We start from the raw sequence: 26602 nt of genomic DNA on the forward strand, positions 1-26602 counted from the left end.
CCAGGTCGACGGGGGCGGCCTCCCCGGGCCCTTGACGCAAAGACGGCCGCGTCCGACTGCGGACGCTGCGCCGGGCGTAACCGCCACCACCGCGTGCGCGGTCGCCATGCCCACCTTGCGGTCACCGGAATCGTCGATGGTCAGCACTCCGCAACGCGTGGAGCGGCGGTGGCCGGGTCTGGCAACAGCGGGAGGCCGTGGTGATCGGCTGCCGGTCGGTCCGCCTTGGCCGCCTCACAGCGGCTGGTGATGCTCTGCAGTGCCGCTGGCACGTGGCATTCAACTTCCCGGCGATTGGCGGCAGATCCAGCCGCGGGATGCCGCGCCGTCCCTCGTCCCACATGCCCCGAAAGATGGTCGGACACCGCCTGGAGCGGGGCCGCCGGTGGGTCTCACGCCGTTGGCTCCAGGCGATGTCAACCGCCGGCGCACCAGGGGCGCCGACGGCGGGACTACAGGGCGGCGATGACGTCGGCAGAGGTCATCGGCAGCGAAAACATCGGGAAGTCGTAGGAGATGGCGTTGTCGTGCGCCTCCTGCGAGGTGGCGGCGACGCAGTCGGTCAGGGTGATCACCCGGAAGCCGTGCTCGTAACCCGTGCGCATGGTCGACTCCACGCAGCAGTTGGTGAGGAAGCCGCCGAGGATGATCGTGTCGATGCCCTTGCTGCGGAGGATGAAATCGAGGTTCGTGCTGGCGAAGGTGTCGAGCCCGCGCTTGCCCTCGATGACGATGTCCCCGTTCACCGGAGTCAGTTCGTCGACGACGGCCGCGCCCCACGTGCCCTTCACGAATGCCTTCCCGTCCACCACGCCTTTGAGGATGCCGTAGGGGTGTCGGGTCAGCTCACCGTAGCCTTCCGCGAACGTGATCGGCGCGTGCAAGATCGACACTCCGGCTCCCCGGGCGGCGTCGACCACGGCGACCGTGTTGGCAAGCATGTCGGTGCGCTGCATGACGTCGGCGACCGCCCCGTGCAGCACGCCGCCGTCGCTGGCGAACTCGTTCTGGTACTCGATGAGCACGATTGCGGTCTTGGCCGGGTCGAGCTCGAGCTTGTCGGTCATGGCGCCACCTGTTTTCCGCGTCTTTGGGGTTAGGGGCATCTGCGTCCTGAGGCACAGCGAGAAGCACGGTAGCTTATTGTCTGACAAACAGACAAGAAGCTACCGTGTGCCGCATGACGATCTCGCCGGTATCGCGCATGCCCCTGAGCCTGGACGTGGCTCAGCGCCTGCGGACCGCCATCCTCGACGGCACATTCCCCGCCGGCACCGAGCTGCCCACGGAGACCGAACTCGCCCAGTCCTTCGGCGTAGGGCGGTCCACCATCCGCGAAGCGCTCAGGGTGTTGCAGGCGCACGGTCTGATCAGCGGCGCGGATACCGTCTCCACCGCGCGTCCGCGCGTCACCCACGAGCGCACGGCGGACGCGGCGGGCCTGGCGCTGAGCACCGCGTTGCAAGTCGGCGCGATCCCGCTGGGCGACCTCGTGTCGCTGCGCACGCTGCTGGAGACGGAGGCGATACGGCAGACCACCTCCGTGCCCGATGAGGCTCGGTCCTGCCTCGTGACCATGGCGGCAGCGGTGGAGAACACCGACATCCAGACCTTCCACGCAGCTGACGTGGAATTCCACGTGCAACTCGCCTACGCCGGCGGCAATCAGGCGCTGGGCTTCGTCATCGGCGTGCTGCGCGACTGCATCGCCGGCTACCTGCTCGACGCGCTCGCCGCGGTGGCCGATCGGGGCACGGTGCTCGCGCGTCTGCTGGCCGAACACCAGGCGATCGTCGACGCGCTGGACGCGGGCGAGTCCGGCCGTGCCGCCGAGCTGGTCGTGGCTCACATCCGCGGTTTCTACGAGCCGGAGACGCCATGACCGAGGTTGTCGCGGACGTCGCCGCCGCCCTCGCCGCAGCGCTCCCCGGCCGGGTGGTCACCGACCGGGACGCGATGGAGGCGTACCGCCGTGACCAGTGCCTACCGGCTCCCGCCGGGCGCCCGGCGGCAGTGGTACGTGCCCGCACGACCGATGACGTGATCGCTACCCTGTGCACAGCCGGCGACCATCGCGCCCCGGTGGTGACCCGGGGGGCCGGCACCGGGCTGGCCGGCGCGGCCAGTGCGATCGACGGCTGCGTCGTACTCTCGCTCGCCGCGATGGACCGGATCCTGGACCTCGACGTGGCCGGCCGGACGGCAACCGTCGAGCCGGGCGTGATCACCGGCGATCTCGACGCCCGCGCCCGCGAGCACAGCCTGTGGTATCCGCCGGACCCAGGGAGCAAGGCGATCTCCACCATCGGCGGCAACCTGGCGACCAACGCGGGCGGCATGTGCTGCGCCAAGTACGGGGTCACTGCCGACCATGTCGCCGCGCTGACGGCCGTACTTGCCGATGGCCGCGTGATCCGTACCGGTCCGCCGACCCGTAAGAATGTCACCGGGCTCGACCTCACCCGGCTCCTCGTCGGCTCCGAAGGCACCCTCGCGGTGATCGTGGACGCCACCGTGCGTCTGCACCGTTCCCGACGGCCACCGCGACCGCAGTGGCCGCGTTCCCGACGCCCCAACAGGCGGTCGACACCGCGCTGCGGATCGCGGCGGTCGCCGACCCAGCGGCCGTGGAGCTCATGGACCGCACCTGCATTCGCGCCGTCAATCGCCAGACCCGCATGGGACTGGACGAGTCGGCCGGGGCGCTCCTGCTCATCCAGTGCGACGGGCCGTCCGCCGGTCAGGAAGCCGCCACTTGCGCCAGGCCGGCTGAAGCCGCCGGTGCCACCGAGGTGCTGCACACCGCCGACCCGGCGGATGGCGAGATGTTCATGCAGGCCAGACGAACGGTGTACCCGGCGCTGGAGAGACTGGGCACCACGCTGCTCGACGACGTCGGCGTCGCGGTCCAGGACCTTCCCGGTGCCGCGTCGGGCATCAGACGAAGACGGAAGGATACGTGCACTGCGAGTGGGACGGCGCATGCCAGGGCGCTTGGCGTTTGCCCGGTGGACAGCCGGGCAGCGGTGAGATCGACGGTCTGTCCTTCGCTGCCGATGAAGAGCATGGGATCGTGGATACCCCGGCCTTCAGGCCGGGAAGGAAACGAAGCTCCTGCGGAGCAGGGCAGGGAAGGCCGGTTCGCCGCCAGGGCGGACCGGCCTTCCCCTTCCATTGGCCGACTTCGGCCGCTCACATGGGAGTTGATAGAATGTGAGATCTGACGCAGCAGGTCAAGCGGGCTTTCAAGTACCGCTTCTACCCCACGGGCGAGCAGTCGGCTGAGCTGTCGCGCACGTTCGGCTGCGTCCGCCTCGTGTACAACAAGGCGCTGGAGGGGCGCACGCGGGCCTGGCGCTCATGGCTTCTCAGACCAACCTGACCACCACGGTCACGACGATCTCTGCGGCGAACCCCGCGGCGGCCAGGAGCAGCAGCCGGTGCCGCCACGTCATGCGGCCGCGGAGCTGGGGAACCTTCTGCGGCGGGTGCGGTGACTGCCGTAGCGGAATGCTGTTGACCAGCCCGATCAGGGCGACCACGCCCGCGATGACCAGTCCCGTCGCGGTGAACCTGGTCTGCGGATCGACGACCACTCCCAGACCGCCGAGCGTGATCGCCGCGGCGCCCATGCTCAGTGACCAGGTCCGGATCGTCGTCAGGTCGGCTTCCAAGCGGGTGCGTTCCGCTCCCTGTTGAACCTGGGCACGCCCGTGGAGGGAGGAAGGATCGAGGTCGGCCAGGATCCGCCGGTCGATCAGCCGCCAGTCGGACGCCGTCAACGTCACCTCGTTCTCGGTTCCGCACCGTTGGCACCTGTAGAGCCTTGGCTCCCGGTCGTCGTGCCCGCCCCATATCGCCCCGACGCCGCTGGGATCGATCACCGGATCTCTCAGGGGACTCCAGCGCTCGCAGGAGTGGCATTTGAATGTCTGGCGATTCTGCGACATGGGCCAATGCCCTCCGATATGGTGGACCGGCGGTGTGCGCCATATCGTAGGTGCTGCCGACGGGGGAGGGGTGGTGAATGGGGGAAGAGGGCTGTTTCCTGTGGAATACCACCCTGGGGTGGTATGACTTCCGCACCTTCACGGTGCTGCTGGCTCGCCACGGAGACCGGGACACCTTTCTGTTGACTACACATCACGAACGGTTGCACCAGCAGCTCACCGAGCACTCCACGTACGGAATCCTGCTGCAGGAAGCGGCGAAGAAGGCGGAAGCGTCGCGGCAGGCGAAGTTTCTGGTGACGACGCTCGTCGACGAATGCAGGAAAGTCCAGGAAATGGCGGCGACTTACTGCAGTCTGATCGCGCACGAGCAAGGGCCGGACATCCTTGCGCGGATGCCGGATTTCTACCGGCAGGTCTTCGAACGAGCCACCGTACTGGCCGACCGGTTCTTCGACACCACCTCACTCAAAAGCCTGTTCGTCTTCTGCGTCGCCCGGTGTGCGATGATGACCGGCTTCGGTGAGGACGGCGGTCAGTGGATGGCGGACAGGCGCCTCGGAGAGATGGAGTTCGTCGAGGAACTCGTCGCGCGGGGCAGCAAGTTGCCGCTGCTGTGTCGGCCCGACCTCCGGCTGGAGCGCATCGAGCAGCGACTCCTGGACGTGTCCCCGGAGGCGGTCCACGGCGTACTGCACGACTGGCGGATACCGTTCCTGGATTCCCCCGACCAGGAAGCCGTCGCACGGGCGCTGGACGGTGACCAGCGGCGTCTCTCCGAATGGTCGTCCAATCTCAACGCCGCGATGATGGCTGCTGTGAGCACGCAGCTGGAGGACGCACTTCCCGGGCTCGAGGACAACGCTTCGGCCATGCGTCTGCACCAGCTGGCGCGCATGTCGATGACGCTCGATCCCGTCGGTACCACCGTCCAAGGCCTGGACGACATCCGTGCATCCGCGGACCAGACGGTCGCCTTCGTCCCCGGTCCGCTGCCGCGCACCGATGTGTACAGCGGGGACCGACGCGAACTGGACCGTCTCGTCGAGGAGTCTCTCGCCCAGACCGGGGCCTTGCGCTATTTCGTGGAGTGCCGTGACGAAAAGGCCGAACCGGTGTGTTATCTGACGTTCATGGCCCGGCGGAACGGAATGCCGAACCTCCAGTGCTACCGGCTGGAAGAGTCCGAGGCGTCCCGGCTCAGGCCACGGCGCCATCCGTCACTGACCATCGTGGAAAGCCTCGACATCCCGCGCCTCGGAAATCGCGCCGTGCCGGGGCACATCGACAATGCGCTGAACGACGACTGTTTCATCCGCCTGGCGACGAATCCGGTGCGCCACCTGGAGGAGATCATCGAGTCCGGGGCCCGGGTCGAATGGACTTCTGCCTCGGTCGCCTACGAGAACAGTGTGATCACTCCCGAGCGCGGGTTGGAGATCGTCCTGTACCGGGTCGAAGGGCAGCGGCAGGAACTCTTCCACCTGTCCAACGTGAGCCTCACGGACGCGATCCGGCGGTTCTCCGCACTGGTGATCGGTGACGATCGTAAAATGACCCGCATCGATCTGGACGCCTTCGCCGATCGCTTCGGCATGGACAGGATCGTCCGGCTTCTCGACCACCCGATTCTCGGCTCCGCTCATATGTGCGGAAGGGTGGCACGCATCGGCTGACCTGCCTGAAGTCACCCGCGGGGCGACCGGCACCGAGGACGAGGGCCCGGCACTCTTGGGGCGTCCCCAGACCGTGCGCAGGACGCGTGCCTTGGTCAGCCACAACGCGAGGTCGTACTCCGCCGTCTAGGGGCTGGTGTTGCACTCTGTGATGGGCGGATAGATGGGCGGATATTGCTGAGTTACCTCGGCATCCCGTGGAGAGGCGCTGGAGCCGCGCGCTGCCGCCTTGGCAGGGCTCCGTGGGTATGAAACGCTTGATCCAGGACATATGACCCGTCTGCACGCCGACTCGAACGAGTGAGCCCGGCTGCTCTGTCGGGAGTCCAGCCGGGTCCAGGCTCCTGTTCGGGGAGTGAGGACAGCCATGACGACGACCGAGCACGCTCACCACAGTGACGATCACAGTGACCCCACGTTGTACCGCACTCCGGCCGATGCTGTCGCCGCGCCCCCGGAGAAGGTCGCCTACGTCGTCGGTTTCGACCCGACCGCACAACGTGCTGACGCTTTGTTCACTGTCGGTACCGACCCTGGATCCCCCGACTACGGTCGCGTGATCTCCCACGCCGAGCTGCCCGACCCGGGCAACGAATTGCACCACTTCGGCTGGAACGCCTGCTCCAGTGCGCTGGCCCATGCCGGTCACCATCACGCCGCGCGGCGCTACCTCATCGTTCCGGGACTGCGCTCATCGCGGCTGCATGTCTTCGACACCAGCCCCGATCCTGACCGCCCTCACCTGGTCAAGGTGGTCGAGCCCGAGGAGCTGGCCGCCAAGGCCGGGTACTCCCGCCCACACACACTCCACTGCGGCCCCGACGGGATGTTCCTGTCCTGCCTCGGTGGCGCGGACGGTGCCGACGGGCCTGGCGGCGTCGCGCTGCTGGACCACGAAAGCTTTGAAGTGCTGCGTGCCTGGGAGAGCGAGCGCGGACCGCAGTGGCTTGCCTACGACGTCTGGTGGCATCTGCGCAAGAACATTGCCGTGACCAGCGAGTGGGGGTCCCCCTCGATGATCGAGGACGGCCTTGTACCCGAACTGCTGCTGGGCCGCCGGTACGGCCACTCACTGCACTTCTGGGAGCTGGATTCCGGTCGGCATGTGCAGAGCCTCGACCTCGGGGACGAGAACCAGATGGTGCTGGAGCTTCGTCCCGCGCACGATCCCGAGGCGACGTGGGGGTTCACGAACACCGTGGTCAACGTGGAGGACCTGTCGGCATCGGTCTGGTTGTGGAACCGGGAGGGCGAGGACTTCGTGATCCGCAAAGTGATCACCGTCCCGGCAGAGCCGGCGCAGCCGGAAGACCTGCCCCCGGCACTGCAGCCGTTCGGCGCCGTGCCTCCATTGATCACGGACATCGACCTGTCGGTGGACGACCAGTGGCTGTACGTATCCGCGTGGGGAACCGGTGACCTGCTCCAGTACGACGTGAGCGATCCGTTCCGGCCCAGGCAGACCGCGTCCGTGCGTCTTGGCGGCATCATCGACCGACAGCCGCACCCTGCCGAGCCCGACACTCCGCTGACCGGCGGAGCACAGATGGTCGAGCTCAGCCGCGACGGGCGGCGGGTGTACCTGACGAACTCCTTGTATGCCGCCTGGGACGAACAGTTCTATCCCGAGGGCATCGACCCGTGGATGGTCAAACTCGACGCCGACACCGCGCACGGCGGGCTCTTGGTCGACAGCAGCTTCTTCCCGCACGGCACGGAGTTCTCCGGGTTGCGTGTGCACCAGACGCGCCTGCAAGGCGGCGACGCCTCCTCGGATTCGTACTGCTACCGTCGGTGACATGCTGCTCTCCTTGCTCTGCGTGGCAGGCACGAGTACCGACGAGGGGACGAGGTGGCAGCTGCCCTCCACCGAAGCGCTGGTGGCCGTAGTTCTGGTGGGTGTGGCCACCACGGCCGGCGCCTGGCTGGCACGGCGCGGATCCGGCCGGTCGGAGCTTCTGCTTGCCGCGGCGTCAGGGATTCTGCTGATCATCGCCGTCCTCGATCTTCTCCCCGACGCGTGGGATGAAGCGCATCAGGTCGGCGTGCCGCAGTGGGCAGTGCCTCTCGCCGCGCTCGCCTCGTACGGGGTGACGGGTGCTTTGGCCCGTATCGGCTGCCCGTGCGAGCCGGGTCGCGCGGGCGGCATCAGCTCGGCATCGGGGCTCGCTCTGCACCGCTTTCTGGAGGGGGCAACCTTGGCACTGACCCCGTCAGTCGCCGTGATGGCGGCGCTCCTGGTGCATGCAGCTGGCGAGGGCCTGGCGCTGGCCGCCCTGCTGGGAGTCCACCCGAAGCGGCGCGTGGCTCCATGGATCGCGCTGGCCTGCTTGAGTCCGGTCGCGGGAGCCTTCGTGACGAGCGCCTTGCCCATCCCGGACGACCTCATGCCACTGCTGCTCGCCCTCATCGGCGGCGTACTCGCACGGTCGGCCTGGGCGGCGCTCGTACTCGCTCATCAGCAGCGGCCCGCGGACCGGCGAGTCCTCGCAGTCCCGGTCGCGGCGGCGATGACTCTCGCCGCCGCCCTCACCGCGCTTGTCTTCCTTGCCGGGGCAGACAACCACTGAGGCTGATCGCGCGTCGACGCCACGACACGCACACCCCGCTCCCGCCCCCACCCGGCCCCACACCCCTCTCAGCGGGGAGGGGCCGCATACCCATGCCCCTTGACAAGAACCTGCTACATGTCAGGAATCACTGAGCGGAGCCGCATCGGCCGAGATCCCCTTTGCAGCAGCCTTGCGGAATCGAGAGTACGCGGAGGGGATTTCCTTCGGCCTACCGAGTGAGTTTTCGATCCGGATGCCTGGTAAGAGGTTGCTTCGCGGACAAGATCGTCGTCAGGCGCGGCATGTGTGTCGCCGCACGAGTGCACGACCGCGCGCGATACCTGGAACTGCCGAGAGGTGACCGCCATGTCCTTCCTGGGGAAATCCCTTCGTACTTTTCCCGCCGTCACCCTGGGAGTTGCACTTCTGGGGATGAGCGCCGATCCCGTGCAAGCGGTTCCAGTCGGGCACCAGAAAACACAGAAAACCGCCCGGGCTTCCGAAAAATGGCGCGAGACGGCCGTCCAGTACGCGGACGCCCACTGGAACTGGACCACATGGGACGACAGCACCCCCCGGGCGAAGGACGGCCAGGCACAACCCTATTTCGAGTGCGCCGAGTTCGTCGCTCGCGCCCTTGCCGCGGGCGGCCTCGTCCCCGGACTGAAGCCCAATGATCCTCAGGACTCCTATTACCACTACAAGGCACCGAACGGCAAGGAATACGATCTCCTGCTGATCTCGGACGTCATCGGCTACCGAAGCCTCTACGACTTCATCATGGACTATCATCTCGGCGCGGACGTCGGCGACGATCCCGCCAAGGCTCAGCCCGGCGACATGGTGGTCATCTTCAACTCGGACTACTTGGACAAGCTGCACACGGGTCTTGTGGCGCAAGAGGTGAAGGGCGACGCGGATTCGACCGTCGACGCCCACAACAACGCGCACTACCGACGCACGTACCAGAAATTCGACGCGGACGGATACGTCCACGTCATCCACATCGATCCGGGTGTGATCAAAGCACAGAAGCCCGCCGTTCAGCCGCCCTCCGACCCGGAACTCATCCGATCCCACGCCAGTCACGCCCGCCCCTCCTGACGGGTGTTGCACAAGGCTGAGTGCGGGCAGGTCAGAGCGGGTGGTGGGCTCGTCTGCTGATGACGCAAGGGCGAGGTTGTGCACGTGGGCGACGGCCTGAACCGCGTGATGGAGACCAGCGCCCCGCTGGCGGCAGTCGCGCAGGATCTTGAAACGGCATTGCCCTTAGCCCGTGTCCCACAGCCGATAGCAGCCTGGGGAGCTGCCCGATGAGGTGAACTTCGGCAAGTCGTTGCGGAAAAAGCGGATCGTCTGATCCGGTGGCTGGGGATTTTTCAACTCGTTGATTGCTGCATCGGAAATGATCAGGCAGAATCTCTTGATCAAGGGTGTGTGATCCGCTGAACGGAGCAGTTCAAGGGATGCTTCGTATCGGCCAGCCTGGTATATCCAGTTACTGGCCGAGAACTTAAATGCTGGCTGTTGAGGTTTGTCCTGGCTGACGATAAAAGGGGCGGGATCATTACTCCAAGTGGGATCGATTGAGCCCGAAGTTAAATTGTATGCCCAAACGTCACTTTCCTCCCAATAGAAAGCGGGCCTCTTCGAAGAAGAGATGGAGCCAGTAGGTGCGAGGTGCAAACGCGCGTCGCGGATTACTTCGACACTCTCGGTCTTGAACCTGGTCGCGACTGTCGGCTGCACATAGAAGTGAACCTCGTTGTCCTTCCATTCAAGGCGAATGAGGTGAGGAAGCGTCATATCGACGCTCGGTTGGCGCTGTAGCTCAGCGAAGTTGTAAAGCGAAATGGCCAGGGCGCTCACAGCAGCAACCGTCGCGGTCCACTTGTGCACGGCCTCGGAGCGTCGCCTCCTGCGAGACTCGGGTGGCCTCGTCGCAGCGTTTTCCATGCCGACACTCTGCCCGGAGCATAATTCTCCTCCTGCTGTGTTGCTCCATATGGACGGCAAAAGTAGCACCCGACCGAGGTTTCACTCGTCCCCCGATGGCATCCGAAACCTCTAGTCGGGCTTATCCGCCGGAGCGTCGTGCAGCTGGGCCAGCGCTTTGGAGATGGCCGGAGACGAAACCTTGAAATCGCCCCACAGATTCATGACGAAGGCTGAGGCTTCCGCCCGATCAGTCGGTAGCCCGGCTTCCCGGAGGGCATCGGCAACCTCGCGCATCTCGGAGCCCCAGTTGCTGTCCTTGGCTTCTGTACAGACACAACTGACCAACGGCGGCCGTGACTGCGGTTGATCGAGGCGACCAGGCTGCGCAAGCCGTCGGTGTCGAGGCGGTCCTCGCGGCCGAATTTGTGCACCACCTCGGCCTGCGTGGTGCCGACCCGCCGGTTATGCGCGAGTTGGACATAGCGGACCGTCATCCCGTTCTTGTTCTTGCGCTGGGTGGTCCGCATATACATGCCCACAGCATCAACGATCACAGCAGAAAAATTGACAGCCCACGGAGAATGCGTGTGCCACCCGGCTCTCACGGGGCGCGTGTATCCCGCAATGCCGTGACCTGCACGCGCGGGCGTCGCCCACGGCGCAGTCGATCGCCCGTGCTCGAATTCCGTGTCGTCCGACCCGCACGCGAACTGGGATACGCCGAAAAGCTGACCGGCCAATAACCTACTCGAGTGAACATGCTGGCGACGCGTCAGGCCGGGAACCTAAAGTACCCAATTAGGCTAATCAGGCCCTTCAGTGAGTGGCGTATGCCGTCGGCGGAGGTCTGCTTCGCGATCACCGGGCCCGCGGGTGCGGGCCACCCGTGTACGCACGTCGGGAGCGAGGAGGCACGCCATGCCAGACGAGGCTCTACTTGCCGTGAAGGAACGCGCCGCCGACGTGCTCATGCGGATCCCCGGTGTCACCGGCGTCGGCATCGGCGGGCGCGAACGCGACGGCAGCCCCACCGGCGAACTCGTCCTCAAGGTCTTCGTCCAGCGCAAACGACCCCTGGCCGAACTCACCCCCGGCGAGGCCCTGCCCACCTGGTTCGAGGGCGTCGGCATCGACGTCAGCGAACTGGGCATCGGCCGGCTGGAGACCGCACCGCCGATCGAGGAGGCCACGCCCGCCACGGTCCCCGGGTCGCCGCTGACCTCCGACCACGACACTGACGACGAGCGCTACCGGCCGCTGATCGGCGGAAGCCGGGTGCAGAGCGACATGTCAGGCGTCGGCTTCGGCACTCTGGGCTGCTTCCTGCTGCACGCGACCGACCCGAACAAGGTGTACGCGATCACCAACTACCACGTGGTCGTGGGCGGGGGGCAAAACCGCCCGCCCGCCGTTGCGGGGAGCACCCGGGTGGGGCAGTCGGAGGCCTCCTCCAGTCCCACCAAGTGCTGCTCCCACATGATCGGCACGTTTGTCGGCGGCGGCCGCGACACCGTGAGGGACGCGGCGTTGATCCAGCTCGATGCGGGGATGGAGTACCGCAAGGAGCTCATGGGCATCGGTGTCGTCACCGGTACGCACACGATCACCCAGCAGGAGGCGCAGACCCAGCGGTACGCCGTACGCAAGCGTGGCGCCCGGACCCGGCTGACTGGCGGTGTGGTCGAGGCCATCAACACGACGCACACCTCATCCGACGGGTTCACCAGGAGCAACATCACCGTCGTCAAGCCCAACCCCAACGTCGCCGTGCCCGCGGGCCGGCCACTGTATTTCTCCGACGCCGGCGACTCCGGGAGCGTCCTGGTCAACGACCAGGGCCAGGCCGTGACGCTGCACTTCGCGGGCGCCTTCGTGGCCGCACAGAAGGTGAACAAGGGCCTCGAGCTGCCCATCGAGCAGATCATCGCGACGTTCGTGGCGGAGGGGTTCCAGATCGCGATGGCCACCGCCACCACAACCGGGGTGGTCTTCACGGTCCCCGGCGCTACCACCGTCGCCCTGCCCGAGGAACTCGTCCCGGCGCTGGCCGGGTTACCCGCGGGCGAGTCAGTACGGGTGCCGCTGGAGGCCTCATGGCTGCCCGGGGTGCCACTGCCAACGCCGCATCTTCTCGCAGGGCTTGAGCAGCAGCTCGACTCCACGCGGGCAGGCCGCCTGTTGATCAGCCTGTGGCTGAGGCATGGCAGCGAGCTGATCGCTCTGCTGGAAAGCCACCGCAGGGTGGCCCTGGTCTGGCACCGCTGCGGTGGGCCTGCGCTGATGCAGATGTTCTTCCGGATGACCTCAGATCACACGCTGGCGATGCCGCAGACGATAAACGGCAGGCCGCTTTCCGAGGCCTTCTGCCGGATCGCCGATGCGTTCGCTCCGCACGCGAGCCCCGGCCTGCGGCACGACCTGGCGGCGGCTCGGACAGCACTGCCTGACCTGGGCGGAATGACGTATCCGCAGGTACTGACCGCGTTCCGCCTGGAGTAGGAGGTCGGCGATGGCACCGAGCGAACCGGAGTCGAAATGCGCCGACGATTTGATCAGTGCGCTGTCGGGGCGCGGGGATCCCTCGCTCCGTACCGATCTGGAACGCGCGCGCCGGGCTCTGCCTGACTTCGGCGGGCGCACGTCACCGGCGTTCGCGCGCGGTGCGGACAAGGGGGTACCTGCTCATGAGTGACGCATCCGATCGCGAGGCCATCGCCCAAGTGGCCAGGGTCAAGGAGGAGTACACCGCGTGGCTGCTCTCGCTGCCGGGCGTGAATCTGGTCGCCATCGGCGGCAAGGAGACAGGAGGCAGGCCGACCGGCGAACTGGCCGTCCAGGTGTACGTCGATGCCAAGCTCCCACTTTCGGAGATCCCACCGGAGCAGCGGATCCCCGAGGAGATCGACGGCGTCAAGACCGACGTCGTCGTCGGCGGGGACATGGTCCCCGTCATCGCGGACGGCGCGCTGCTCCCCAAGGAGGTGAAGTTCGACGAGTCCCGCATCCGGCCGTTGACCGGCGGGTTACTGATCTCGATGCCGGGGAGCGAGGAGGTCGGAACGCTCGGCTGCTTCGTCTCCGACCCGGTCAACATCGACATTGCATACGGGCTCACCTGCGGTCACGTGATCTTCAGCACGGACATCTCGCCACCCACGACGGGCTTCACGAAGGTGGGTCAGCCGTCGGGTTCCGCCGGTTCGAGCGGTTGCTGCGAGGACACCATCGGGAAGTACGCGGCCGGGCGCGAGCACAGGCCGGACCGCGACGAAGCCCTGATCGCGCTCTCGCCCGGCATGAAGTTTCTCTGCGAAATCGCGGATATCGGCTTCGTCACCGGAATCCACGACATCACACCTGCCGAGGCCCAGACACAGTCGTTCGCCGTACGGAAGCGGGGCGGGCGCACGGGACTCACCGGCGGGGTCGTCGTCGGGTTGCAGGCCACCGGTCCCGATGTCGAGAACCTGCTGGTCATCCGCCCGAACACGAACCCGGCGGCGACGTCGGGGAGCGTCGTGTTCTTCGCCGCCGAGGGCGACTCGGGATCGGCGCTGGTGGACGACGCGGCCGTGGGTTCCTGCCAGGTGACGGGCATCATCCGCAGCCGTGACAAGACGAACGCCGAGCGGCTGGCCGAGGGGAAACAACCCCGGCCGCTGACCCCGGCCGGGGTTGAACTGGTTCCCGCGTACGCGATGCCTGTGACGAAGGCTCTGAAGCGTCTGAAGGACATCGAGAGCGTCAACACGGTGATCTCGACAGCATCCGCGCCCGGCCAGGTGCACACGGTGCCCGGCGGCAGCACCGTCGCCGTACCGGCCGAGGTCGCCCAGCGGATCGCCGCGGAACCCGCCGCCCGCGCCGCGTTCACGGGTGACGGCGACGGCGAGGGCGGCCTGCGGGCTCCCGTCGCCGGCGCATGGTTCGCCGAGGGCCGACCGCCCGAGGAGGGCCTCGCGGCCCTTCGGGCCGGGCTGGAGGCATCCGATGCGGGGCGGGTCCTGATCGCCTTCTGGCGAGACCACCGGGAGGAGGTGGTCCGGCTCATCCGCCGGGATCGCCGGGTCACCATCGTCTGGCACCACCGCGGCGGCGCCGCGCTCCTCCAGTTGCTCATGCACATGGTGAGCCGTGCCGAGCTGGCGCTGCCCGAGACCATCGACGGCCGCCCCCTGCTCGATTGCGCCGACGAACTCGCCGCGGTCCTCTCCGCTCGCGGGACCCCCGCGCTCCGGACCGACCTGGAATGCGTACGCCGCGTCCTTCCCGACATCGGCGGTCGCACCCTGCAAGAGATCATCTTCGCGCTCGGCGCGGTACGACAGGAGGTCGGCGGCGATGGCTGAGGCCGCGGGAAGCATCGAGCGCGTCGCCACCGAACTCGCCGGCGTGTTCACCCGAATCACGAACAAACTCGGCGACGATTCCGTGATCGATACGTTCGAGCAGCTCGGGGTGCATTTCCCCGACGCGTTTCTGACCGAGCCGACGATCAGCGCGGCCCGGCTCACCGTGTACGGGTGTGGGGCGGAGCTCAGGCCGCTCACCCAGCAGCTGACCGCCGCGATCGCCGCCGGCGACCAAGCTGCCATCGCCGCTGCCTCGTTCGCTCTGATCACCCAGTTCGGGAGGGTGGTTGAGGCGCTGCCCGAGCTGGCGAACGCGCTGGCCACCGCGGGCCCCACGCTGCCCGGCATCACCGAGGCGCAGATCGCCGAGCTGAACGACAATCTGCCGCGCAAGATCGTCGACCTGCTGCTGGCCGACATCCTCCAGCTCTCCGCTCCGGCGTCGGCGCTGTTACTGGTCTTCGGGATCATCGAGCGCACCTTCGTACCCGGCGACGACACGAACCCGTCGAAGCCCCCGCACGAGCGGGTCTCGGTTCATCTGGACCGGATTCTGCCCGCGCTCACCAACCCGGTCGGACACCTCGGCACCCTGTACGGCTGGGGCACCGACCACTTCGACGCGGGCCGGCTGCTCTTGGTGATCGAAACGATGGTTGCGGGCCTGGGGCTGCCCGTCCTGTTCACCCCCGGTGCCGCCGCCGAGCCTCCCCGGCTGCAGATCTTCGCCTTCGACCTGGAGCCCACGGCCGACGGCTCTGGGCTCAAGGTCGCCGTCATGCTGGCCGGCGCGCTGACCACCGCCTTCTCCTTCCCAGTGTCGCCGCCCACCTGGAACGCGGAGATCGGCCTCTCCGGCACGCTGCCCGCCGACGCGTCCGGCGAGCTGCGCCCCCCGCTGGACCTCAAACTGACCCCGCCCGCCGGCCCGTTCGAGGCGTCCATCACCGCCGGGCTGAAGGCCACGCCGCCCACCCCCTTCCTTCTGCTCGGTACGGCGGGCGGCAGTCGGCTGGAGTTCGCCGGACTGAGCGCCACCGGCGGGGTGAAGCTGACGTTCGACCCCAGTACCGGCAAGGCCGGCGGCGGGCCCATCGCCGAGGGTGAGGTCACCGGCGGCAAGCTGATCATCGACACCGCCGGAGGAGACGGCTTCATCTCCACGCTGCTCGGCCAACTGCACCTCGAGAGCCGGTTCGACGTCGGGTTCTCCTTCACGCCGGAGCAGGGGCTGCGCTTCCACGGCAGCGGCGGACTCGAGATCCAGGTTCCGGTGCACGTCGAGCTCGGCCCGGTGCAGCTCCAGGCGATCTATCTCCTCGCCAGGATCGAGGCAGGGAAGCTGCCGATCGAGCTGTCCGCCGGCCTCAGCGCCAAGCTCGGCCCGGTCTCGGCGGCGGTGGACCGGATCGGGCTCCGCGCCGACCTGAGTTTCCCGGGGAACGGTGGCAACCTCGGCCCCGCCGACCTGGCCTTCGGCTTCAAGCCCCCGACCGGCGTCGGCCTCTCGCTCGACGTCGGTGTCGTCACCGGCGGCGGGTACCTGTTCGCCGATCCCGATCGTGGCGAGTACGCGGGCGTGCTGCAACTGGAGTTCGCGAAGTTCCTCGCGGTGAAGGCGATCGGCCTGATCACCACCCGCATGCCGGACGGCTCGTCGGGCTTCTCGCTACTGCTCGTGCTCACCGCCGAGTTCGGTGGTGTCGGGCTGCAACTCGGCTACGGGTTCAAGCTGATCGCGGTCGGCGGCATCATCGGCCTCAACCGCACGATGCGACTCGACGCGCTGATGGAGGGCGTACGGACCGGTGCCATCGAGTCGGTCATGTTCCCGCGCGACATCGTCGCGAACGCTCCGCGCATCCTGAGCGATCTGAGGGCGTTCTTCCCGCCGCAGGAGGGCACCTTCCTGATCGGCCCGATGGCCAAGCTCGGCTGGGGAACGCCGACGCTGGTCAGCGTCTCCCTCGGGGTGATCATCGAGATCCCCGGCAATATCGCGATCGTCGGCGTGCTCAAGGTGGCGCTGCCCACCGAGGAGCTGCCGCTGCTGATCCTGCAGGTCAATTTCGCGGGCGCCATCGAATTCGACAGGAAGCGGATCTTCTTTTTCGCCTCGCTGTTCGGCTCCCGCGTGCTGACCATGTCCATCAACGGCGAGATGGGCCTGCTCGTCGCATACGGCGCGGATCCCAACTTCGTGCTCAGCGTCGGCGGTTTCCACCCGTCGTTCGCGCCGCCGCCGCTGCCCTTCCCCAGCCCGCGCCGCGTGTCGGTGGACGTACTGAACAGCGGCATCGGGCGTATTACGATCTCCGGCTACTTCGCCGTCACGAGCAACACGGCGCAGTTCGGTGCGCAAGCCGACCTGTTCTTCGGGTTCGGCGGGTTCGGCATCGAGGGCCACATCGGGTTCGATGCCCTGTTCCAGTTCTCGCCGTTCATGTTCATCATCGAGGTGCACGCCTCGGTGTCACTCAAGGCGTTCGGTGTCGGGGTGTTCTCGATCTCGCTGCGGTTCGCCCTGTCCGGCCCCACTCCATGGCGGGCCAGGGGCACCGGCTCGATCTCGTTCTTCTTCTTCGAGATCTCCGCCGACTTCGACATCACCTGGGGCGAGGAGCGCGATACCGTGCTGCCGCCCGTGAACGTCATGCCGCTGCTCGCAGGCGAGCTTCTCAAGCCGGAAGGCTGGCAAGCCAGGCCGCCCGCCGGCGGAGCGCCGCTGGTCACCCTGCGCGCGCTCGCCGAGGCCGAGTCGGAGCTCGTGCTTCACCCGCTCGGCACGCTGCTGGTACGCCAGCGCGCCGTGCCGCTGGACATCCAGGTCGACAAGGTCGGCTCGGAGAACGCGGCCGACGTCTCGAAGCTGGCGGTGAACCCGGCGGGCACCGCGCTGACCAAGCTGTCCGACGCGGAGGAGATGTTCGCGCTCGCGCAGTTCCAGAACATGGACGACGCGGCCAAGCTGGCGCGCCGGGCATTCGAGCGGCAGCACGCCGGACTGGAGTTGAGCCCGGACGGTGTGGCGATGGCGTCGCAGCGCGCGGTGCGCCGCAGCGCCCGGTACGAGCAGAGCGTCATCGACACCATCACCCAGCCGGACAAGCCGTCCGAGTCCTTCGTGAACTACAACGGCACCCTGTTCAACCACTTCATGGCCGGATCGAGCGTTGCACGCTCGCCCCTGGCCGCCGCCCAGCGGACGCTGCGCGAACCCGCGGGCCAGCGGCTCACCGTCACCGGCGACTCGTACGTGGTTGCCCAAACGCTGAACAACCGCCGCCTCAGCGGCCCCTTCACCAGCCAGGCCCTGGCCGCCCAGGATCTGGCCGACCGTGTGGCCGACGCCCCCGCACTGGACGGCACCCTGCACGTCATCCCCGCCTCGGAGGCCCTGTCATGAGCGAGGAGCGACCCGAACGCAGCGAGCCGAGTGGGGGATACCGCTTGGCGCAACACCTCCTGCACTTCCTGCTCGGTGTGCGTGCGCGCACCTCCGCCACGACCGAAGAGAGGAAGGCGAGCAACCGATGAGCAGCGCATATTCGTTCCTGCCCTGGCTGCGCCGTGGCATCGCCACCCAGATCAGCGCGGACCCGGGCTCGGCCTCCCGCGCCAGCATCGAGGTCAAGCTTCGGATCGACGGCACCCCACGGACGGGAGGCGCCACCCTCACTCAGGAGGTGGGGCACAACGTCCAGCTCTACGGGCCGGGCGACGTGATCGGGATCGACCCGCGGGCCATCGTCCGCACCGAGCCGCGTGACTGGGTGACCAACTTCGACCCCAACTACCTCGCGTTTATCGAGTTCTACGAGGAGGACTACTGCTGGCGCTACAGTCCGGCGGTGCCCCATGCCACGACCGGACGGTTGGCGCCATGGCTGGCGCTGATCGTGCTCACCGAGGAGGAGTTCGAGGACGCGGGCATGCCGCCCGGCCGCCCGCTGCCCTTCATCACGGTCGACGACCTCGCTGCGCTGCCGCCCCCCGACCAAGTGGGCGCGTTCGCCCACGTCCACGTCAACCGCGAGATCACGTCCGGGCACACCGCCACGAACGACATGGGCGCGGTTCTGCCGCAGCTCGCCGCCACCCTCGGAGAGAACCCCGACCTGGCCTGCTCACGCCTGATGTGCCCGCGCAGGCTGGACCCGGTGGTCGCCTACCACGCCTTCCTGGTCCCGGCGTTCGAGACCGGACGGCTGGCTGGGCTCGGGCACGACCCGGCGGGTGCGCCCGGTGCGCTGCACTCGAGCTGGTCCTCGTACTCCGGGCGGCCGGAGCCGGGCAACCTCCCCGTCTACCACCGGTGGTCGTTCCGTACGGCGCCGACCGGCGACTTCGAATACCTGGTCAGGCTGCTGAAACCGCGGTCCCCGGACGCCCGCGTGGGCAACCGCGACATGGACACCCAGGAGCCGGGCGCCGGGCTGCCGCCAGCCACGCCCACGGACCCCGGGCTGGACCGTGTGCTGCGGCTGGGCGGTGCACTCAAGGTCCCCGAGTCGTCACTGTCCCCGGAGGAGCTCGACGAGCAGAACAAGTACGAGAACTGGGACGAGCCGTACCCACACCCGTTCCAGACCGCGCTCGCCACACTGATCAACCTGAGCCAGACCTACACCCAAGAACAGCCCCTCACCGCGCATCAGCAGATCGCCGGGGGCCCGGTGGACCTGGCGAGCGTCGCCGACGCCGGCCCCGACCCGTTGGTGACCCCGCCGCTGTACGGGCGCTGGCACGCGCTCACCTCACGGCTGCTCACCAATGAGAGCGGCAATCCGCTGCCGCACCCGCGCAACTGGGTGCACGAGCTCAACCTCGACCCCCGGTTCCGGGCCGCGGCGGGCATCGGCGCACGCGTCGTACGCGAGCACCAAGAGGCGTACATGCAGGCCGCGTGGGCGCAGATCGGCGACGTGCTGGAGGCCAACAAGCGGATCCGCGGCGCCCAAGTGGCGCGAGAGGTGTCGCACGCGCTGCACAGCGGGCACTTGAAGACGCTGAACCAGGTCGCTCCCGCACAGATCCTGGCGATGACTGCGCCCGTGCACTCCCGTGTGGTTACCGACGCCGTCATCGCCGGTTCCGGGGTGGCCAGCGACGACGTGGCGCCCATGGATACCGCCGAACCGGTCACCGTGGCCGAGCAGTTCGCCCGCAGCCGGATCGCCGGGGCTCCCGTGTCACCGGCGATGCGCAGGCAGACCCGGCCGGGTTCGCGGCTCATGCGGCGCCTGCCTCCCCTCGGTGGCGGAGGCGGAGGGAACCTCCTCCAGGACGGCGGCCCGCCGCCCAGCCTGCTCGACCGGATGAACCAGGACCAGGTACGGGCCGCGCCGCGCAAGGTGGCGCCGACCGGCGTGACCACCGTCGACACCCTGGAGTCGGGGCTCGAGGGCCCGGTCATCGGCGTCACCAGCGCCGGCGAGGGCGCACCAGGCGCGAGGGGTCCCGCAGGCATGAACGCCACCGGCGGCACCGTCCTCGTCCCCAACCCGGTGCCCGGACTGCCGAACAGCGCAGACTTCGTCATCTCGCTGCCCGGCGAGGGCGTCACCCCGCACGCGGGTGGCACCGACAGCCCAGAGGCAACCCGCTTCAAGCAGGCGCTGAACGCGGCGTACGGGGTGTTCAACGGCTCCGCGATCGCCGGGCAGACGCCGGAGCGCAAGGCCGTGAACCTGACCGCGATCGGCACCGGGACACTCGACGCGCTGCACCCCGACCGCACGATCCCGCGCCGGGTCCTGGCCGGCATCCACTACCCGCACTCCAACGAGAGGGACCTGTCGCCGGTGTCGGACCCGGCATCGCCTGCCCCCACGCCGCGGGCACTGCTGCCGACCCCGGCCACGATGGTCGAGGCAATGGCCTACCCGGTGATCGACCTGCCGATGTTCCAACCCTTGATGGACCTGTCCAGCGAGTTCTTCCTGCCGAACCTGAACCTGGTGCCGCGCGACAGCATCACGCTGCTGGAGACCAACCAGCGGTTTATCGAGTCCTACATGGTCGGCCTGAACCACGAGATGGCGCGCGAACTGCTGTGGCGCGAATACCCGACCGACCAGCGCGGCACGCCCTTCGCGCAGTTCTGGGACGTACGAGGGGTCCGCTCCAAGCCGGGCGAGTCGGCACAGGAGAGGCGCGAGCGACTGCTCGACATCCCGCCGATCCACACCTGGACCGCGGAGTCGGAGCTGGGGGACCACGACAACCGCGAGATCAACGGCGAGAAGGACGACGAACTCGTGCTGGTGATCCGCGGCGAGCTGCTGAAGAAGTATCCGACCACGGTGGTCTACGCGCACCGCGCCGAGTGGCGCACCCACCCCGACGGAACCCCCGATCCCTCCCAGGAGCGCAAGCTCAAAGACCTCGACCCCACTGCCACCGAGCCGTCGGAGGACATCGTCAAACTGCCGTTGTACGAGGCCAAGGCCGCGCCCGACATCTACTTCTTCGGCTTCGACCTCAACGAGGACGAGGCCAGGGGCGAGTCCGGCGAGCATCCGGACGACGACCCCGGCTGGTTCTTCGTACTCAAGGAACGCCCCGGGGACCCGAGGTTCGGCCTGGACATCAACCGCGCGGGCAGGCTGCAGGTATGGAACGACCTGGCCTGGCCCGACGTACTCACCGGGCCGCCCAGCGGCGCGCCGCGCTACCTGAAACTCGACGCGAGTACCCCGGTGCTCACGCTGGAAGAGCCCACCGCTCCGGCGGACGCCGAGAAGCAGGAGCAGTACGCGGAGGACAAGGACATCGTCTGGAGCGCCCAGATCGGCGCGGGCGACCTGGCCTACATCCTCTATCAGGCGCCCGTGTTGGTCGCCGTGCACGCGAGGGAGATGCTCGGCGATGGCTGAACCAGACTCGCGGCCAATCGAGCCGGCCGTGGCCCCCATCCCGGGCAACCTCAGCGACGCCTACCCGATGCTGCTCGGACCGGTGCGCCTGGAGACGGTGTTCACCCCCACCGAGCTGCTGGTGCGGGTGTTCCCCGACGAGTGGGCCGTCGACGCGTTCGAGCCCAAGCGCACGAACCACGAACACGAGCTCGCCTTCGGTTACTGGCGCAAGGTGTGGCAGGCCGGGGGCGACCGCGCGCTGCGCCTGTCCGCCTGGCGCGACCTGGTGAACAGCGCGGGCGCCGGGCGGGCCCAATGGATCGCTGAGAACCGCAAACCGCTCAACCCACAGGACGAGCCGCACCGTAGCGGGCTCGACCACGTCATCCTGGTGATCGCGGACGACGATCCGCTGGCGGCGGCCGACCGGCCGTCTGCCCGCACCTACTGGACGGCGATCTACCGGGCAGCCGGCGCCAAAGCCGCAGTGCAGGCCGCCGACTCGGACCTGCAGTCGGCGGTCGGCCCCACCCGCGCCGTCCGGATCCGCGCACGCCGGCCGGCGGGTATGACCCAGGTGCCTCCGGGCGGTGTGGCGACTGCCCACGTCACGGTGGCCTTCCTGGACATGCCGAAGGCACAGACCGGGGAGACCAAGAGCTCGTCGTGGACGGTCGCAGCCAAGGCCAGGCTGCTGCCCGACCGGTTCACCCTGCTCGGATACGTGGGCGGCCAACTGGTCGTGAACGTCACGGGCGGCACCGTGCCGGACGAACTCGCCGTCAGCCCGGACCCCTCGACGCCGCCGGCGGACCAGCTGCGAGCACAGAACGGCGACCTGAAGGTGCCCCCGGCGCTCGCCTGGCTGACCGACTTCACCAGCGCGGTCCAGGCCGGAATGGGATTCCGCATCCCGCTGACCGACGCGATCAGGGGAGGCCTGGACCGGCTCATCGCGATCGGTGTACGCGTCAAGTCCGGCCCCACACAGGCCAAGGCCGAGCTGGAGGGACTGATCGCCCGGCAGTCGACGAGCCGTGCAGGCTACCGGCTGCTGCGCCAGGGAACGCCCACCAACAACACGGGTGACGCGCAGTCCGGTCACGGCACCGGCGACGAGGCCGAGGAGAGCTACGCCGCCGTGTTCGAGGGCCCGGCATCTCCCGCGCCACCGGGGGACTGGCGGGGCAAGACCGACGGCCAGTGGCTGGCCGAGCTGCTCGGCATCAACCCCGAGGTGACCCGGCAGCTGATCGGCGCCGACAGCACCGACACGCGTGAGGCGCGGGCGATGAACACCGCACTGTGGCCCGCCACCTGGGGCTACCATCTGCACACCATGCTCAACCCGGTCTTCGCGACCGCTGCCGTGGACGCCACCCGGTCCTTCTTCACCCGGTACGTCAGCGGCCGCGGTCCGCTGCCCTCCGTGCAAGTGGGCAGGCAGCCGTACGGGCTGCTGGTCACGACCGCCTTCTCCCGAATGGCCTGGGCCGACAACGACACCGCCGCAGCGCACCGCAGGCGCATGCACACCGTGCTGCAGACCATGGCAGGCGACTGGCAGCAGCTCGCGGCCGGGGTGCCGCACTTGGGCCAGGACACAGACCCCCACCAGCTGCTGCTTGACCTGCTCGCCGCGCACCCGGCCTCGGTGGAGTTCCACCAGCGCTACGGGCAGAGCGCCGAGGACTACTTCAACCGGCTGAACCTGGAGGGCTCCGGCACGGACGTCCTCACCGCGCTGGACACGCTCAACGTCCGGGGGCGCATCCGTACACTCCTCACCCACCTCGGCTACGACCCGCAGCGGCCCGATCCCGACGCGTCCACGCGGCTGTTCACGGGCCGCCAGCACGCGCTGCGTGGCCCGATCGTGGACGACCTTCCGATGTCGGAGAGCCGACCGGTGCGCGTCTCCTCCGACGACGGCCGCAACTACCTCGCCTGGCTTGCGCACTTTGCGCGAGCCGACTTCAACGCCGTACGCCGTGAAGACGGGTTCAGTGGCGGAAGACCCACCGCGCTGCTCTACCTGCTGCTGCGGCATGCCGTACTCACGGCGTACGACGAGGCGGCGTTGCGGCTGTCGGCAGCCGCGCACGGCACCGACGAGGCCCAACTGCTCGCTGCGCGTCGCGAGCAGCCGTTCGTGCACATCAGCACCCGGACCCAGGTCAGCGAGAGCCGGTACGGACGGCTGTACGCCCCCGACCCCGACGTGACGGGCGCGCCCAACACACTGATCGCCGACTTCATCCCTCAGGTCATCGGGCAGCGCCCGGCCACGGTCGACCTGGCCGAGCAGCTCGACGCCCTCGACCTGCTGGCGCAGGTGCCGACCGCGCGGCTGGAGCGCGCACTCGCCGAACACATCGACTGCTCCACCTACCGGCTGGACGCCTGGCGGCTTGGACTTGCCACCGAGCGGCTGTTCACCATGCGATACGGGGCGACCGGCAGCGGTCCTGCCACGACCGGGCTGCACCTCGGAGCCTTCGGCTGGCTGGAGAACATCCGCCCCCGCGGCGCGTTCGAGCAGGTACAACTCACCGGTCGGCTCGCTCAGATCTTCACCCCGCCGGGGAGCGGCCCGCTGTTGCGGGACCCGGCGAGCGGCGGGCACATCCATACGCCCTCGTTGAACCACGCCACGACCGCGGCGCTGTTGCGCACCGGCTACCTGGCCAACGGAGGCTCCGACAACCCGGGCACCATGGCGGTCAACCTCAACTCCGAGCGCGTACGTATCGCATTGTCGTTCATCGAGGGCATCCGTTCAGGGCAGTCACTCGGCGCCCTGCTCGGCTACCGGTTCGAGCGCGGGCTGCACGACAAGCACGATGTAGCCGAAGTCGACTTCTTCATCGCCGCGTTGCGCATGGCGTTCCCGCTGGTTGCCACGAAGCTGCCGGGCACCGAGCCGCCCGCGGGCACCGCGATCGAGCAGGTGGAGGCGCGCAATGTGATCGACGGGCTTGAGCTCGTACGGCACGTCACACGCACCGGTCCGGCCACGTACCCGTTCGGGCACCCGGAGCTGCCGCCGGCCGAGCCGGTACAGGCCCAGGCCATCGAAGAGGAGGTCCAGCGGCTCGTGGAGATCCACGACGCGCTGGCCGACCTGGCTGTCGCGGAAGGCGTGCACCAGGCCGTACTCGGCAACCCGGACCGCGCCGGCGCCGTCTTCGAGGCCTACACCAAGTCGGGCTTCCCGCCCGAACCGGTCGTGACCGCGACACCGCGCAGCGGCGTCAGCCTGAACCACCGGGTCGGTCTGCACGTTCGTGCCGGGCGCCCGCCCAAGATCTCACCGGTGGCCGGCGGGCACATGACCCCGCGTGGCCGCGGTGAGCCCGGCATCAACGACTGGCTGGCCCGGCTGCTGCCGGGGCATGGCCAGCTGGCCTGCCGTGTGACCTGGACGGACCCGCGGACCGGCGACGAACGCGACCGGGTGGTCAGCCTGGCAGAGCTCGGGATGCAGCCGATCGATCTGCTGTGGGCGCTGCGGCCGGACGACGCCGCGGCGATGACCGACCTGGACGACCGGATCCTCGGCCGGGTGATGCAGACGGGCACCATCCGCCCCGATGCCGAGCCACTCATCCGGTACACCGACCGCATCCAGGGCAAGATCACGCTCTTCGAACTGTCCCCGCTCATCTCAGCACTGCGGCAGCTACTGCTCACGGCCCGCCCGCTCCGGCCGAGCGACCTCGTGCCGCAGTCGGGCACCGAGACGACCGGCTCCGCGCTCGATGAGAACGTGGACCTGCCCCGGGCCCGGCCCGCCGCCGTGCGCGAGGCCATGCACGACTTCGCCGAAGATCTGGACGAGTTCATCGAGGATCTCGGCGCACCGCTGGCCGATCCCGTTGAGAGCCGCGTCGAGCTACTGTCCGACGTCGACGACTACCTGGTCAGGATGGCCGAGCTTGCGATCTCCGCAGCGGGCTTCGGCATGGTGCGCAGCGGCTGGGGCGAGCTGGCCCAGTGGCGGGGCGACCGGTTCCGCGAGGTGCTCGCCGCGGTGGACGTGGTGGCCGACCGTATGACGGTCACGCTGGCCGCGGCGGACGCCAAGATCGCGGCGGACGACGCGCTGCCCGCGGGCACGTCGGCCGAGGTCAGGTTCGGCCTGCTGCAGCAGGCCGAGCGGCTGCTGACCACCACGCCGACAAGCCCACGGCCGCGCACGCCACAGCAACTGCGGGGGATCGTGGCCGGCCGGCGCGCCACGTTCGACGTCCGCCGTTCCGGGCTGGAGGCGATCGCGAAGACGAACCGCTCGACCCTGTCCGGGCTGCTGCACGACGTGAGCGCCCTGCAACCGATCACCGCGTTCGATCCGCAGGGGCTGGATCTCACACCGACCGAGGATGCGGTGATCGTGTTCCTGACCGGGCTCGCGGCGCGCGCCGCGGACCTGCGGGCGGACGTCGGCGAACGGTTGACCGCGGCCGATGCGGAGCTCGCCCGCTACGACGCGGTGGCCGCCGGCAAGGACCGGGCCACGGCCGCGGTGGCCGCAATCCGGGCGCTGATCGGCCCGGACGCGCTCGCGGTCCACGAGTTCACCGTGCCTGACGACCTCGGTGACAGCTGGCGCGACGGGTACCTCGCATCCAGGCGGGGTGAGCTCACGGATCATCTGGACCGTGACTTCCCGGTGGACGACTGGCTGCACGGTGTAGCCCGGGTCCGGCCCCGGCTGAGCGTGTGGGAGCGGGTCACGCTGCTGACCGACGCGCTCGACGGGGACGAGCCCGAACTGCTCCCCGTACAGTTCCCGTTCGAGGAGAGCGCCCCATGGCTGGCCATGGAACTGCCCGCGAGCTACCAGCTCAGGAGCGACCGGCTGCTCTACACCGCGCACTACAGCGACCAGCCGAACCCTCACGACACCTTCTGCGCGCTGCTGATCGACGAATGGACCGAGACGCTCCCCGCGAAGGCGGAGACCACCGGTATCGCCCTGCACTACGACCGACCCGGCTCGGAGCCGCCGCAGGCCATGCTGCTCGTCGCGCCGCCCAAGCGCACGGGCGCCTGGAACTGGGACGACCTGGTTGCCGCGCTGCACGAGACGCTCGACCTGGCCCGGTCGCGCGCCGTCGAACCCACCCAGATCGACGCAACGGCGTACGCGCAGTTGTTGCCCGCCACGGTCATGACGGCGACCGCGTCCCCGATCACGATCTCCACCGATCTCTCCATCAACAACGATCAGCCGCCGGCGAGCGGCCCATTGAGACCCGCGAGGGGCTGACC

14 protein-coding genes and 4 pseudogenes are annotated in these 26602 nt (G+C 68.5%); 13 read left to right on the top strand and 5 right to left on the bottom strand.

What is annotated here, in order from left to right; genetic code table 11:
- Positions 1–452 precede the first annotated feature (452 nt).
- On the bottom strand, positions 453–1067 hold the full coding sequence (locus tag N8I87_RS39585) for a cysteine hydrolase family protein (RefSeq protein WP_263215765.1): 615 nt from the start codon (positions 1065–1067) through the stop codon (positions 453–455).
- Positions 1068–1180: 113 nt separating this feature from the next.
- On the opposite strand from N8I87_RS39585, the gene N8I87_RS39590 reads away from it, so the two are divergent.
- The 4 genes and pseudogenes from N8I87_RS39590 to N8I87_RS39605 all read left to right on the top strand — a co-directional run.
- Positions 1181–1882 (top strand): FadR/GntR family transcriptional regulator, encoded by a 702-nt coding sequence (locus N8I87_RS39590; protein WP_263215766.1) that lies wholly within the window; start codon positions 1181–1183, stop codon positions 1880–1882.
- A 74-nt stretch (positions 1883–1956) separates the two neighbouring features.
- A pseudogene (locus tag N8I87_RS39595) lies at positions 1957–2364 on the top strand (FAD-binding oxidoreductase); the annotation flags it as partial.
- A gap of 188 nt (positions 2365–2552) precedes the next feature.
- Positions 2553–3224, top strand: a complete 672-nt coding sequence (locus N8I87_RS39600; protein WP_263215767.1) for an FAD-binding oxidoreductase — start codon at positions 2553–2555, stop codon at positions 3222–3224.
- A pseudogene (locus N8I87_RS39605) lies at positions 3221–3355 on the top strand (helix-turn-helix domain-containing protein); the annotation flags it as partial. The gene N8I87_RS39600 and the pseudogene N8I87_RS39605, both read left to right, overlap by 4 nt.
- 13 nt (positions 3356–3368) lie before the next feature.
- Here the strand turns inward: N8I87_RS39605 and N8I87_RS39610 are convergent.
- On the bottom strand, positions 3369–3788 hold the full coding sequence (locus tag N8I87_RS39610; RefSeq protein WP_263215768.1) for a hypothetical protein: 420 nt from the start codon (positions 3786–3788) through the stop codon (positions 3369–3371).
- Positions 3789–4027: 239 nt separating this feature from the next.
- Between N8I87_RS39610 and N8I87_RS39615 the strand changes: the two genes are divergently transcribed.
- The 4 genes from N8I87_RS39615 to N8I87_RS39630 all read left to right on the top strand — a co-directional run bounded on the left by N8I87_RS39615 (position 4028) and on the right by N8I87_RS39630 (position 9282).
- A complete protein-coding gene (locus tag N8I87_RS39615; protein ID WP_263215770.1) occupies positions 4028–5626 on the top strand; it encodes a hypothetical protein in 1599 nt (532 codons plus the stop codon).
- 367 nt (positions 5627–5993) lie between these two features.
- A complete protein-coding gene (locus N8I87_RS39620; protein WP_263215772.1) occupies positions 5994–7424 on the top strand; it encodes a selenium-binding protein SBP56-related protein in 1431 nt (476 codons plus the stop codon).
- 1 nt (position 7425) lies between these two features.
- Positions 7426–8196 carry a ZIP family metal transporter gene (locus tag N8I87_RS39625; RefSeq protein WP_263215774.1) on the top strand — a complete coding sequence of 257 codons (771 nt, stop codon included), beginning with the start codon at positions 7426–7428 and terminating at the stop codon, positions 8194–8196.
- 414 nt (positions 8197–8610) lie between these two features.
- On the top strand, positions 8611–9282 hold the full coding sequence (locus N8I87_RS39630; protein WP_263215776.1) for an amidase domain-containing protein: 672 nt from the start codon (positions 8611–8613) through the stop codon (positions 9280–9282).
- Positions 9283–9345: 63 nt separating this feature from the next.
- Here the strand turns inward: N8I87_RS39630 and N8I87_RS39635 are convergent.
- From N8I87_RS39635 to N8I87_RS44775, 3 genes and pseudogenes are all read right to left on the bottom strand, one after another.
- Positions 9346–9435: pseudogene (locus N8I87_RS39635) on the bottom strand (IS5/IS1182 family transposase); the annotation flags it as partial.
- A gap of 12 nt (positions 9436–9447) precedes the next feature.
- Positions 9448–10077 carry a hypothetical protein gene (locus tag N8I87_RS39640; protein ID WP_263215778.1) on the bottom strand — a complete coding sequence of 210 codons (630 nt, stop codon included), beginning with the start codon at positions 10075–10077 and terminating at the stop codon, positions 9448–9450.
- A 389-nt stretch (positions 10078–10466) separates the two neighbouring features.
- A pseudogene (locus N8I87_RS44775) lies at positions 10467–10649 on the bottom strand (IS1634 family transposase N-terminal domain-related protein); the annotation flags it as partial.
- 385 nt (positions 10650–11034) lie between these two features.
- Here N8I87_RS44775 and N8I87_RS39645 point away from each other — a divergent pair.
- From N8I87_RS39645 to N8I87_RS39665, 5 genes are all read left to right on the top strand, one after another.
- A complete protein-coding gene (locus tag N8I87_RS39645) occupies positions 11035–12615 on the top strand; it encodes a hypothetical protein (protein WP_263215780.1) in 1581 nt (526 codons plus the stop codon).
- Positions 12616–12800: 185 nt separating this feature from the next.
- Positions 12801–14465 (top strand): hypothetical protein, encoded by a 1665-nt coding sequence (locus N8I87_RS39650; protein ID WP_263215781.1) that lies wholly within the window; start codon positions 12801–12803, stop codon positions 14463–14465.
- Positions 14458–17874, top strand: a complete 3417-nt coding sequence (locus N8I87_RS39655) for a DUF6603 domain-containing protein (protein WP_263215783.1) — start codon at positions 14458–14460, stop codon at positions 17872–17874. The genes N8I87_RS39650 and N8I87_RS39655 overlap by 8 nt, the downstream gene beginning before the upstream one ends.
- Before the next feature lie 127 nt (positions 17875–18001).
- Positions 18002–21346 (top strand): hypothetical protein, encoded by a 3345-nt coding sequence (locus N8I87_RS39660; RefSeq protein WP_263215785.1) that lies wholly within the window; start codon positions 18002–18004, stop codon positions 21344–21346.
- Positions 21339–26600, top strand: a complete 5262-nt coding sequence (locus N8I87_RS39665) for a hypothetical protein (RefSeq protein ID WP_263215786.1) — start codon at positions 21339–21341, stop codon at positions 26598–26600. Before N8I87_RS39660 ends, N8I87_RS39665 begins: the two co-directional genes overlap by 8 nt.
- The last annotated feature ends 2 nt before the right edge of the window (positions 26601–26602 follow it).

The sequence above is a fragment of the Streptomyces sp. HUAS 15-9 genome (assembly GCF_025642155.1).
Taxonomy (GTDB): domain Bacteria; phylum Actinomycetota; class Actinomycetes; order Streptomycetales; family Streptomycetaceae; genus Streptomyces.

Excerpts from the sequence above, each read along its gene's own strand:
- N8I87_RS39645 (WP_263215780.1), top strand. The coding sequence starts at position 11,035 with ATGCCAGACGAGGCTCTACTTGCCGTGAAGGAACGCGCCGCCGACGTG.
- N8I87_RS39620 (WP_263215772.1), top strand. The coding sequence starts at position 5,994 with ATGACGACGACCGAGCACGCTCACCACAGTGACGATCACAGTGACCCC.
- N8I87_RS39625 (WP_263215774.1), top strand. The coding sequence starts at position 7,426 with ATGCTGCTCTCCTTGCTCTGCGTGGCAGGCACGAGTACCGACGAGGGG.
- N8I87_RS39655 (WP_263215783.1), top strand. The coding sequence starts at position 14,458 with ATGGCTGAGGCCGCGGGAAGCATCGAGCGCGTCGCCACCGAACTCGCC.
- N8I87_RS39660 (WP_263215785.1), top strand. The coding sequence starts at position 18,002 with ATGAGCAGCGCATATTCGTTCCTGCCCTGGCTGCGCCGTGGCATCGCC.
- N8I87_RS39590 (WP_263215766.1), top strand. The coding sequence starts at position 1,181 with ATGACGATCTCGCCGGTATCGCGCATGCCCCTGAGCCTGGACGTGGCT.
- N8I87_RS39630 (WP_263215776.1), top strand. The coding sequence starts at position 8,611 with ATGAGCGCCGATCCCGTGCAAGCGGTTCCAGTCGGGCACCAGAAAACA.
- N8I87_RS39585 (WP_263215765.1), bottom strand. The coding sequence starts at position 1,067 with ATGACCGACAAGCTCGAGCTCGACCCGGCCAAGACCGCAATCGTGCTC.
- N8I87_RS39615 (WP_263215770.1), top strand. The coding sequence starts at position 4,028 with ATGGGGGAAGAGGGCTGTTTCCTGTGGAATACCACCCTGGGGTGGTAT.
- N8I87_RS39665 (WP_263215786.1), top strand. The coding sequence starts at position 21,339 with ATGGCTGAACCAGACTCGCGGCCAATCGAGCCGGCCGTGGCCCCCATC.
- N8I87_RS39650 (WP_263215781.1), top strand. The coding sequence starts at position 12,801 with ATGAGTGACGCATCCGATCGCGAGGCCATCGCCCAAGTGGCCAGGGTC.